9 protein-coding genes and 3 pseudogenes are annotated in these 11,049 nt (G+C 67.8%); 5 read left to right on the forward strand and 7 right to left on the reverse strand.

What is annotated here, in order from left to right; genetic code table 11:
- Positions 1-442 (forward strand): NADPH-dependent FMN reductase (locus ACY5KJ_RS12330; protein ID WP_462203400.1); only part of this gene is annotated, 442 nt, incomplete at its 5' end.
- A 44-nt stretch (positions 443-486) separates the two neighbouring features.
- On the opposite strand, the gene ACY5KJ_RS12335 is transcribed toward ACY5KJ_RS12330, so the two are convergent.
- On the reverse strand, positions 487-723 hold the full coding sequence (locus ACY5KJ_RS12335; protein WP_462187479.1) for a hypothetical protein: 237 nt from the start codon (positions 721-723) through the stop codon (positions 487-489).
- Between the two features lie 399 nt (positions 724-1,122).
- Here ACY5KJ_RS12335 and ACY5KJ_RS12340 point away from each other — a divergent pair, with 399 nt between their 5' ends.
- Positions 1,123-1,620, forward strand: coding sequence for a hypothetical protein (locus ACY5KJ_RS12340; protein ID WP_462187480.1), 498 nt, complete (start codon positions 1,123-1,125; stop codon positions 1,618-1,620).
- A 233-nt stretch (positions 1,621-1,853) separates the two neighbouring features.
- Here ACY5KJ_RS12340 and ACY5KJ_RS12345 read toward each other — a convergent pair whose 3' ends face one another.
- Positions 1,854-2,552 (reverse strand): hypothetical protein, encoded by a 699-nt coding sequence (locus ACY5KJ_RS12345; RefSeq protein ID WP_462187481.1) that lies wholly within the window; start codon positions 2,550-2,552, stop codon positions 1,854-1,856.
- A 210-nt stretch (positions 2,553-2,762) separates the two neighbouring features.
- On the opposite strand from ACY5KJ_RS12345, the gene ACY5KJ_RS12350 reads away from it, so the two are divergent.
- Both ACY5KJ_RS12350 and rph read left to right on the forward strand, forming a co-directional pair.
- Complete coding sequence (locus tag ACY5KJ_RS12350) at positions 2,763-3,506, forward strand: DM13 domain-containing protein (protein ID WP_462203401.1); 744 nt, start codon at positions 2,763-2,765, stop codon at positions 3,504-3,506.
- A gap of 445 nt (positions 3,507-3,951) precedes the next feature.
- Positions 3,952-6,405: pseudogene (rph, locus tag ACY5KJ_RS12355) on the forward strand (rifamycin-inactivating phosphotransferase).
- Between the two features lie 272 nt (positions 6,406-6,677).
- Here rph and ACY5KJ_RS12360 read toward each other — a convergent pair.
- The 3 genes and pseudogenes from ACY5KJ_RS12360 to ACY5KJ_RS12370 form a co-directional block, all read right to left on the reverse strand.
- Positions 6,678-6,776 (reverse strand): annotated as a pseudogene (locus ACY5KJ_RS12360) (ATP-binding cassette domain-containing protein); the annotation flags it as partial.
- A gap of 204 nt (positions 6,777-6,980) precedes the next feature.
- Positions 6,981-8,129, reverse strand: coding sequence for an aromatic ring-hydroxylating oxygenase subunit alpha (locus ACY5KJ_RS12365; RefSeq protein ID WP_462187489.1), 1,149 nt, complete (start codon positions 8,127-8,129; stop codon positions 6,981-6,983).
- 443 nt (positions 8,130-8,572) lie between these two features.
- Positions 8,573-9,337 carry a hypothetical protein gene (locus ACY5KJ_RS12370; RefSeq protein ID WP_462187483.1) on the reverse strand — a complete coding sequence of 255 codons (765 nt, stop codon included), beginning with the start codon at positions 9,335-9,337 and terminating at the stop codon, positions 8,573-8,575.
- Positions 9,338-9,577: 240 nt separating this feature from the next.
- Between ACY5KJ_RS12370 and ACY5KJ_RS12375 the strand changes: the two genes are divergently transcribed.
- Positions 9,578-9,865, forward strand: a complete 288-nt coding sequence (locus ACY5KJ_RS12375) for an SDR family NAD(P)-dependent oxidoreductase (protein WP_462187484.1) — start codon at positions 9,578-9,580, stop codon at positions 9,863-9,865.
- Here the strand turns inward: ACY5KJ_RS12375 and ACY5KJ_RS12380 are convergent.
- Entirely contained in the window at positions 9,769-10,800 is a 1,032-nt protein-coding gene (locus ACY5KJ_RS12380) for a 2-oxoglutarate and iron-dependent oxygenase domain-containing protein (RefSeq protein ID WP_462203402.1), read from the reverse strand. The two genes, ACY5KJ_RS12375 and ACY5KJ_RS12380, sit on opposite strands and share 97 nt — an antisense overlap.
- A gap of 30 nt (positions 10,801-10,830) precedes the next feature.
- Positions 10,831-11,049 (reverse strand): annotated as a pseudogene (locus tag ACY5KJ_RS12385) (hypothetical protein); the annotation flags it as partial.

An 11,049-nucleotide genomic window follows, 5' to 3' on the forward strand; every position in this document is an offset into this window, starting at 1 on the left:
CCGCTCGTTCGTCAGGTCACCCCGCACCACACAACGGATCATGCAATCCGAAAATCACCATCAGATCCACGGCCAGCCTCGGGACATACTTCCCAAACAGGCCCTAGTAACCCCCGAATACAACCATAGTTACCCGGCGTCACTGAAGGCTGCCATCAACTGGCACTTCACCCAGTGGACCGCGAAGCCGGTCGCTTTTGTCAGCTACGGCGGCGCGGCGGGCGGTCGACACGCAGTCCTGCACCTGGAGAACGTCCTCACCGAGCTGCACGCGGTGACCATTCGCGACGGGCTGGCATTCCCGAACTATTTCGTGAACTGGGATGCTGGTCGGCCAGCTGATCCCGACGCTCCCGGCTACGCCAAGACATTGTTCAACCAGCTTGCCTGGTGGGCCGCCGCACTCCAGAAGGCGCGCGCCGAGGTGCCCTACCCCGACTAGTGGTCCGCCTGGTACCGGCACGCGATACCGCTGGCCGAAGCCCGCTACGCCGTCTGTCTCAAAGAGTATGACCAGTGAGCGCGGTTCACAACTAGGACGCGGTTCACAACTACGACAAGGACGGCTTCCTGGCGGAGTTCTTCCCTGACGATCCCCAGCCCCGCCCCGTGCTCGATGACCGTGGTCTTGAACCCGGCGTCCACCCACGCCTCGTGCACCGACGGGGCGACGGCGACGACCCGGTCCAGGCTCGTCCTCGGCCAGCCCCTGTTCGTCTCCACGCAGGCCCTCTGTCTATAATGACAACCGTTTTCATCAACGAGAGGACTGTGATGCGTTCGCGACCACCGGCTCCGGGCCGCACCGCAGCTGCCCACACCGAGGCCCGCTCGTCACTCACGGTGCTCTGCGGTTTCTGGTCGTCGACGACCTTCGCCGTGGCCCGGGCGATGGTGGCGGCCGACCGGTCGTCACTCCTGACGACCAGCATCCCTGGCAATCATGAGAACCGTCTTCAATAGTGGGAGATGGTGGCACATGACTGGCCCATGGAAGACGCCGGCCGGCCCGGGCGTCGCCGCCGAGCTGGGAGCCGTCGCGGAGACGTTGCTGATCCCGCTGTACGGGCGGGCGTCGCTCGCGGTCGCGGCCGGTGGCTGGAGCTGGATCTTCCTGACGCGATGGCGCTGCGCCGCCGCTTCTTCAGCGACGGCACCCGCCGCCGGCACCTGGCCGGGTCCGTCCTCGACGACGACTGGCTCGAGGTCGCCGCGGACACCGGCCCGGGGCCATGGATGTTCGTGGCCGAGGCCGTGCTCGGGTTCCTCGACGAGCACGACGTCCACAACGTGCTTGCCCAGGTCGCGGGCCGGTTTCCCGGCAGCCTCGCCGCCTTCGACAGCTGGGGCGAGTGGATGCGGCAGAACCAGGAACAGCATGACGCGCTGAGCAAGGTCGACGCCCGCGCCCGCTGGTTCTGCGAAAACCCGGCCGACCTGGAACGCCAGGTGCCCGGGCTGGAGATCCTCGAATCCCGGACCCTGCCCGAAGCCCCACGGGCCGTACTCGACCGGCTGCCATCCGAGGTATCCGCAGCGATGCCGGCCAGGCATGAGGACCCGCAGGTGCGCTCCTACCGACTCAACCTGGTCCGGCTCGGGGAGCCGTCGACCGGCTGACGTTGTCGAAACGAGCGAGGGCGGCCCGAGTCCGCTCCAGGCGATGCAGGCAACCAGCGCGCCCGCCGGACCACCCACCGAAGCCACCAGCAGAAAGTGCTCGCGCGGACCGACGGCGAATCGCAGACAGACCTCGCGCAAGACTAACCAACGCGCTCATCTGCTGATGACAGGACGTCCGGCTGCCCGCATGACGCCGCTTCGGGCCGCCGAGTTGAGGAGGTGGGTGAACGTCAGCCGTAGCTGGGATCGAGCGGGGTCGCGGGACGCGCGGCAACGGCGTCGATCGCGGGATCGGCGAGGACCGCGTCGATCGCGGCGTGGCTGGCACCGATGTAGGTGGAGTAGCCGTCGATCTCGGTGGCGACAAGCCAGGCCCGATCGTAGGGCCACCACAGACTCGCGCACCTCCACTCCACCGGCGCCGGCAACATCGGGGCGGCGCTCACCGGCCCGGTGAGCAGGTGGTACGCCCGGTTAGCTGTCCGCACACGCATCGGCCGGTCCTCCCAGGCGCGCGTCTCAGCGAGGCCGAAACTCTCCCAGAGGCAGAAGTACGCCTGGTCCGGCGTGTCGGTGAAGCTGGACAGGACCCTCGCGAGAGCCGCCGTCTCCCGCGCGTCCAAGCCTCCGTCAGAGGGTCGCCCCCAATGGTCGGAACCGGCGACGAGGTCGTCGAACCGGGTCTCGGCCGTCAGCGCCACGCCTCGGCATGCGGCGATCTCGGACCACCGGTGTCGCCGTCCCACACCCTCACGGTCGTAAGTCGGCGGCAGCACCCGGGCATAGGCCGCGAAGACGGGCGGCACCATCGCCGCGACCGTTGCGGCTGACGTGGTAGCGGCCAGGGCTGCCGCTACCCACGCCGCCGGACTGACGTCGGGCAGCAGCGACATCCCCGGCGCCCACGCGACCGGCTCCCCCATGTCCATCAGCCCACTCTGCCAGTCCCCACCCTCCTGATCGGGCCATCAGCCTTCCGTCGTAGGTCGTGGCCCCGTCGGCGGCCCACGGGATCCTGCGCGACATCGCCGGCCGCCGTGTAACGATGCGCGGTCGGCGAGGATGGTATGTCCATGAGCACATCTACGCCTCGCCGTCCGGAGCACAGGTCGGGACGTAAATCAGGATCGACGCCCACGTTGCTGGGCTACCCGCGCAGCTCCCTGCTGGTACCCGTGGTCGCCGCACTCGGCGGGCTGGTCTTCGCGGCCTGGAAGCCCGGTGTCATCCGATCGGCGTTCGCCAGCCCGCGCAGCGTCGCCTTCACGCTCGTCATCATGGCGGCGGTCGCCGGCCTCGGCTTCCTGCTGCCCAGACTGGGGAGGGGACCGGTGCTCACCGGGGCAGCACAGGCCGTGCCGGTGCTGCTCGCGTTCGTCGTCACAGTCCTGCCCGCGTTCCGAAACGTGACCGTCGAGGAGGAGTTACCCGCCGACGTCACCGCGGTCCTGTCGACCCGACCGTCCCCGCCCGGCGCCGCCCCGCAGGCGGGGCCGGCACCCGGGCAGACGCCGCCCCGGCCGCCGGCCCCGACGCAACCGGCGGCCGGGGCGGATGTCGTCGAGCTGGGGCGGGCGCAGCTGGTCGGCATCGACCACGACGCGACCGGGACCGCGCGACTCATCCGGCTCGCGGACGGCTCACACCTCGTCCGGTTCGAAGACCTCGACGTCGAACCCGGGCCCGACTATCAGGTGCACCTGGTGCCCGGGGCCGACAAGACCGACCCGGCCGGCAGCACCCGGCTCGACAGGCTGAGGGGGAACCTCGGCGACCAGAACTACCCGGTGGCCGCCGACGTCGACATCGACACGCCCACGACCGTGCTGATCTGGTGCCGAGCCTTCGCCGTGCCGATCGCGGCGGCCACCGTCGGCGTCTGAAGGCACCCACCACCTGCAAATGCGGCTTGGGGTGGGGCGTAATCGCAGTCGCGGTTGCGTCGCGATCAATCGCTACATTTTTGTCACGATGTAGTGAACCGCGCACCGATCTCCGCCTGAAGCCATTCAAGGTGTCGTGCGTCGGCACACGAAGGGGCTGCGGACGCTTTGACTTCAACGGCGGCGATCGCCTGGAGATATCTGCGAAGCCGAGGGCTAGGGCTTCCCGGGTCGCGCTGCAGAATCGTCGGCCGGACCAGGAACGGGCGAAGACCTGGGGGCACGACGTGCGTGTGTTGTTGTCGACCTATGGGGGACGCGGTGACGAGGGAAGGCAACGAGAGATGAGGACGTGCCCAACACGAGGTTCGACAGAGCTGGAGGTGCCGGTGATTCGATCGGCCAGTGCAGTGGAAGAGAGCACGGCTGCCCCGGAGGTATCGCGATGAGCGAGCAGTACGTGTTGGGTCTTCAAGAGGTTGACGAGATGCAGGTCGCGGTCGTTGGCGGCAAGGGTGCGCACCTGGGGGCGCTGTCGCGGATCGAAGGCATCCGCGTGCCGGCTGGCTTTTGCGTGACGACGGACGCCTTCCGGCGGATCATGGCGGAAGTGCCGTCGATTGAGGGTCGGCTCGAGCAGCTGTCGCGCCTGAAGCCGGATGACCGGGAGGCGATCCGCACGCTCAGCGCGGAGATTCGCCGGACCATCGAAGGGATCGCCATCCCGGGCGATCTCGCGGCGGCGATCCTCCGGCACGTCAGCCGGTGCTGGGCCTCGCTGTTCACCGAGCGGGCCGTGACCTACCGCCAGCGCAACGGCGTTGACCACCGTACGGTCCACATGGCGGTGGTCGTGCAGCAGATGGTCTTCCCTCATGCGGCTGGCGTCCTGTTCACAGCCGACCCCGTCACGTCCAACCGGAAGGTCGCCTCCGTGGAGGCCAGCTTTGGCCTCGGTGAGGCCCTGGTCTCCGGCCTGGTGAACCCGGACGTCTTCAAGGTGCGCGACGGCGAGGTCATCGCCGAGGCGGTCGGCGCCAAGCAGCGTGCGGTTCACGCCTCGCCGGCGGGCGGGACGCAGGAACAGGCGATCGACCTGGAGCGGCAGGAGCAGCCGACGCTGACGGCTGCGCAGGTCGTGCGGCTCGTGCAGCTCGGCCGGCGGATCGAAGCGCACTTCGGCCGCCCCCAGGACATCGAATGGTGCCTGGTCGACGACGGCTTCCAGATCGTCCAGAGCCGGCCGATCACCACGCTGTTCCCCATCCCCGAGTCCGGCGACCGGGAGAACCACGTCTATGTCTCCGTCGGCCATCAGCAGATGATGACCGACCCCATGAAGCCCCTGGGGCTCTCCTTCTGGCAGATGACGACCCCCGCGCCCCGGCGGCCGCCTGTTCGTCGACGTCACCCAGAGGCTGGTCTCGCCGACGAGCCGCGCCGGCTTCCTGGAGCTCATGGGGAAATCCGATCCGCTGACCGGGGACGCGCTGCAGACCATCCTCGAGCGCGACGGCTTCATCCGGCCGCTGCCTGACGAGGGTCCCCCCGGGCCACTGTCCGGCGGCGCGCCAGCCCCGATCGAGACCGATCCGGCCATCGTCACCGAGTTGATCGGGCGCAGCGAGGCTTCCATCGCCGCCTCGGAACGCGACATCCGGACGAAGTCGGGAGTGGCGCTGCTCGACTTCATCCGGGTGGACCTCCAGGAGCTGAGGCGGATCTTGTTCGATCCGCGGAGCCATCAGGTGTTCATGTCGGCGATGGAGGCCACCTGGTGGCTCAACGAGCGGCTGGAGGCGTGGCTGGGCGAGAAAAACGCGGCGGACACGCTCACGCGGTCCGTGCCCCACAACGTCACGTCGGAAATGGGGCTGGCGCTGCTCGACGTCGCTGACGTGATCCGCCCACATCCGGGCGTGGTGGCGTTTCTGCAGCACGTCGAGGACGAGGGTTTCCTGGACGCGCTGCCCAAGCTCGCGGGCGGGCGGGAAGCGCGAGACGCCGTCGAGGCCTGGCTCGACAAGTACGGCATGCGCTGCGTCGGCGAGATCGACATCACGCGGCCGCGTTGGCGTGAACGCCCCTCCACGCTCGTGCCCATGATCCTCGGCAACATCAAGAACTTCGAGCTGGGCGAGAGCCGACGACGCTTCGAGCAAGGCCGGCAGGAGGCCTGGAAGAAGGAGCAGGAGCTGCTGGAGCGATTGCGGGCCCTGCCGGACGGGGAGCGCAAGGCCGACGAGACGAAGCGGATGATCGACCGGGTCCGGACCTTCATCGGGTACCGGGAGTATCCGAAGTACGGCATGGTCAGAGCCGCTACTTCGTGTGCAAGCAGGCCTTGTTGGAAGAAGCCGAGCGCCTCGTACAGGCCCACGTACTTCGTGAGAAGGAGGACATCTTCTACCTCACGTTCCAGGAGCTCCACGACGTCGTGCGCACGAACCGCGTGGATGACCGGCTCATCGGCCGGCGCAAGGACGCGTTCAGGTCGTATCAATCGCTCACGCCGCCCCGGGTGCTCACGTCGGATGGCGAAGTCATCGCCGGGGCGTACCGACGCGACGATTTGCCGGCCGGCGCGCTGAGCGGCCTACCGGTCTCCGCCGGGACCATCGAAGGGCGGGCCCGCGTCATCCTGGACATGGCACGGGCCGATCTCGAACCGGGCGACATCCTCGTCACGGCCCACACGGACCCCAGCTGGACGCCCCTCTTTGTCGCCATCGCGGGCTTGGTGACGGAGGTCGGAGGATTAATGACTCACGGCGCGGTGATCGCACGGGAGTACGGATTGCCGGCCGTCGTCGGTGTGGTAGATGCCACCCGACTGATCCCCGATGGGCAGCGGATCCGCGTGCACGGCACCGACGGGTACGTCGAGATTCTACCCTGACTGATCACACCGAGAACACCCATCCGTGGCTTCCGACCAAAACAACGCTAAACGCTAAGAAGTTAATCTTTCTGGGTTAGGATTCGGAATGAAATAACTTGTTCACTTCGGGGTCCTCGCGAGCCCGTGACCTGCGAAGACGCATATTGGCTTGCATTAATTACTTCATTACGAATTCTTACGCGGATGTGGGCGCGTCCTCGGCGGCGAGGCGCTCGCAACGTCGTTTCCCCCACTCGCCCAGCGGGCGGAGGGCCTCGTTGAGGGACGTGCCGTGCTCGGTGAGGGACAAGGACGAGGGCGCCGGGATAGTCCTCCAGCGTGGCCTCCAGCTCCTCGACGAGCGTGAGGGACAGGTGATTGGTCGGGTCGCCCTTGGCCTTCCGTAAGCGCGGAGTCTTCATCACCTCCGGCACGCTGGAGCGAGTGTGACAGCCGGACTCGGCCAAGCTGAGATCAGATCGTTGCTGGAGGAACTGGACGCCGAAGACGACGTCCCGGCCTCAAATTCGAACGGATCCACGGGCCCCGGCCCACCCGCGCCGGGGCCGGCGCGGGGCCCGTCCGGACCGGCGCTACCCGCCGAATGCGGCAAGTGCCTCGTCGATGACCGCATGACGATGGTGCAGCCCCGGCTCGTTGCGCCCGAAGACGAGCTCAGGCCGCGCCCCCGACGCCATGTTCTTCTGGATGTCGATCGCCATGCGGTAGTCCTCGTCGCGCACCGTGGCGTGCGCGTACTCGAAGATCTCGTCCGCGGCGGTTCGCGTCGCCTCGTCCGTGAGATCCATCGGCGACGCGTTCTGGTGGTAGGTGATCGAATGACCCGGCCCGCTCCCGGGATAGACCCGGAACACCTCGCCGTTGACGACGGTGACCGAAAGGACAATGTTGGGGAACAATGCGTAGATCACCACGAGGTTGTGCAGTGGTTCCCATTCTTCCTCGGGCTTGTCCGCGAGGTCCGTGATGTGCCGCATCGGGAAGACCAGCCGATAGTGCGGGCCGAAGGAGTCGAACAGCGCGCAGTTGCTCTTGGTGATCAGCGCGAACGTGTCCCGGTGCACCGTGGCGAAGTGATAGTTCTCGGCGAACGTGTCAAGCGCGAACTTCCAGTTGATCGGGAAGTCGAGCACCTTCTCGCCCACCGAAGCCCAGCTACCGATGTCCCAGGACGCGAGTTCCGGGCCGAGCTCTCCCAGGTGGGCGTCGATGTCCAGGGGACCGCTGTCCGGCTGGAGACCGACCCACAGGAATCCGGAATGCTCCGCGGCGGGCAGTTGCGTGAGGCGGGGCTTCCCGGCCATCGTCGAGGGGAAACCTTCACGGCCGGGTCCGCCGACGAAGTCACCCTGGGCGTCATATACCCAGGCGTGATACGGGCAGACGAACCGTTCGGCCACGCCACAGCCCTCCGCGACCGGCGCCTGGCGATGGGCGCAGACGTTCTGGAAAGCCCTGACCGTGCCGTCCTCGCCCCGGGTCAGAAGCACGGGAACGCCCATGACGGTCTTCGTGCAGTAGCTTCCGGGTGCCGGCAGCTCAGAGCGGTAGCCGACAAGCTGCGGAGAGCGCAGGACAAGCTCGCGCTCGCGCTCGAAGCGTTCCTGGCCCGTGTACGCCAGGGCTGGCTGGCGGCGCTCAGCGGGCACCATGTCGGTTGTCTTGTCCATCGCGATTTTGAGCGCCCGTCGAGTGAGATCGATGAGCTCGTGGCGGTCGATCTGAGGCCTCCTTGATGCGGCAGTCCTGATACGGCGGTTACGTCATGCCAAGAGTGCCGAAGTATCGGCACAAGATCGCATATGACGTAGTAGCGAAATCGTATATGCCCTCGGCCAAACGCCGTTGAGCCGACATCGTCGAATTCTCAACAGGAGCGACGGTGTCACTCTATGTGCAACACCGACAATAATCCCGGGTAGATGGGTACGCTATGTCATAGACATACAACCCTGCGTAGACGACACCCGAACGGATGGTCAGGCCGAGCCGATGGTCAGGGCGAGCAGGTGCTGCCGGGCTGACCGAAACCCGGCCGGGAGAGGTCGAGGTCGATCCTGTTGTCCGGGCCGAGGACGCGCGTGCGTTCCAGGACGCATTCCCGATGCGTCACGGTGTCGGTGACGGTGATGCGCTGAGGGCCGGCGTAGAGCGATCCGCTACTCTAGTCGGACGACCCGGTGCTGGTGCGAACGGCGAAGGAGGAGATCGGGTAGCCGGTGGAGGAACGGGCGTGGCCACCGAAGATGACGATCCGCACCCGGCCCGGTGCCGGCGGCCGGCCGCGGTCGGTCAGTTGCCCGCTGATCCGAGCGGTCCCGGGGTCGCCGAGGGCGGTGAGGGCGATGCGGCCGATGGCGACGGAGTACGTCCAGCCGTGTGCCCAATGGTCGAACCGGTCGATGTAGAAACGCGAATGGACAACCTCGGCGTCATGCGCCTGATCCGAGTAGAACTCGAACGACAGGCCGGCGGTGCGCGCTCCCCAGTCGGTCCGCAGCAGACCACCCCGGACCAGGTCGGGCTGGGTGTTGCTCATGAAGTAGCCGGCCGGGAAAAGCAGGCCTCCGCCGGGAGGGAAACGGGAGTAGGTGGTGTAACTTCCCCGCTCCTGGCAGGCGTTGACGAAGGCGTCGCCCGTACGGGTCCGCGGGTCGTAGTTCTGGCAGGGAAGGTACGGTCGGCTGGTCGACCCGAGCACCAGGTCCACACCGACCGCACCGCCGATCGATGTCGGGCCTCCGTTGCGATCCGTGAACCCCTCGAAGGGAACCGCGACGCCCTCGCCGCGGGTGGGACCGCCGGCCGCCCTGACCGGCGACGATGTCGCCATGGAAAGTAAAATGATTACGACCGCGAGCAGGAAAGCTCTCCTCCCCTCACGCGTCCTCGCGCTCCAGACCCGGGTACGAGCCAGCCCGCGGATCATGTCGACGTCCTCTCGCCTGGGGAGCCTCTGCCATCAAGCCGATGACACACGCAGGGAGGGGTCGCGGCGGCGGTGCTTTCCATAACCGACACGCAGTCGTTGCGAAACCGCAAGGAGAATGTCCGCTCGTGCTCAGCCTCCTGGAGCCCCCTCGTTCCCGTCTCCGGGCCGCGACTACGGCACGCGGCTACGGCACCTGGGGAACCGATCAGATGACACGCATGGGATGAGAGGGATAAAATGGCCGGTTGGATTCCGACGGTAGTCGTGACGGGTGCGGGACGGGGAATCGGCGCGGCGATCGCCACCGATCTCGCCCGGCGCGGATATCACGTGGTCGTGAACTACCGGCGGGATGCCGCGGCCGTCGCGGCCGTCGTCGCCGGCATCCAGCGGGACGGCGGCCAGCGGAGGTCAGCGGCCGATCCAGGTCAGGGGCCGGCGGAGGTCTCGGCGAGCTCCGCGACGAACGGACGGCACTCCCGCCACGCGGCCACCTGCTCGGGCCGGCCGAAGACCTTCAGGTAGTTCTCGACGTTGGTCTCGTCGATCTCGCCCAGCACGACGGGTTCGAAGTCGGTGCCGTCCTCCCCGACGAAGGCCGGCAGCGGTTCCAGCACAGTGTCCAGACTCGGATAGTAGAAGATCCCGGTCGACTGCCGGGTCGCGCTGCCGCCGGCCACGACCCGGTGCCGGCCGGCCGGCAGCAGACCGTTGGTCCAGCGGGTGAGGATCGTTCCGGAGAGCACCTGCAACGCCCCGGGCACGACGGGCACCGGGATCCAGGTGCCGTCGGGCTGTTGCGCCTGGAGCCCGGAGTACCCGCCGTGCTGGTGCAGGACGGTCACCGCCGAGCCGTCGGCGTGCTCCAGCAGGAGAAGCTTCTCCTCCTCGGAGGCCGTGTCCGGGTAGGTCCAGGTCGGGTAGTCGTTGACGAGCAGGTTGAGGTGGTACGGCTCGTCCTGCGGGAAACTGCCGGCGGGTAGTCCGAGCAGCCGCTCGTACAGGCCGAGCACCCGCCGGGCCAGCGCCGCGGCCGCCTCGGCGTAGGCGACGGTGACCCCGCGCAGGTCGGGGTCCTGCGGCGGCCAGACGTTGGCGTGTTGGTAGAGCCCGAGCCACCGCTTCGACACACCCGCCGCGGCAGCGTCGGCCGGGTTGTCGAACTGGCCCACGGAGTACCGTTCGATTTCCAGGCGGCCGAAGTCGTCAGGCCACTGCCGCCAGCCCCGGAAGGGGTGTCCGGTGGGGCTGGCCAGCTTCGCCTTCTCCGCCCGCGGCAGACGCAGGATCCGCTCGACCCGACGCTGGAAGTCCTCGATCAGCTCCAGCGGAACGCCGTGGTTGACAATCTGGATCAGGCCGATCCGCTCGGCCGCCGCGCGCACGCGCCGCAGCAGGTCCGCGGGCGCGTCCTCGGCGAGGGCCACTTCCAGGTCGATGACGGGAATCTCGTCGGTCATGGCAGGGGGTCCTCTCCGGTTTCTCCGACATCAGACATTCTCCTTCTCCGCCATCGCCCCGGTGCCCGCCGCCGGCAGTGGCGGGAGCACAGGCAGATCAGCGGCGTCGAGATGGCAGTGCACGGTGTGGGATGCCGTCATGGCGGCCCCGTCGAGCAGTCGGACGGGAGGGACAACGGAGTCGCAGAGCCCCTCCACCCGGCTGGGGCAACTCCCGGCGAAGCCGCAGCCCACGGCCGCGGGGAGGGT

The organism is Frankia sp. CcWB3 (assembly GCF_977927595.1).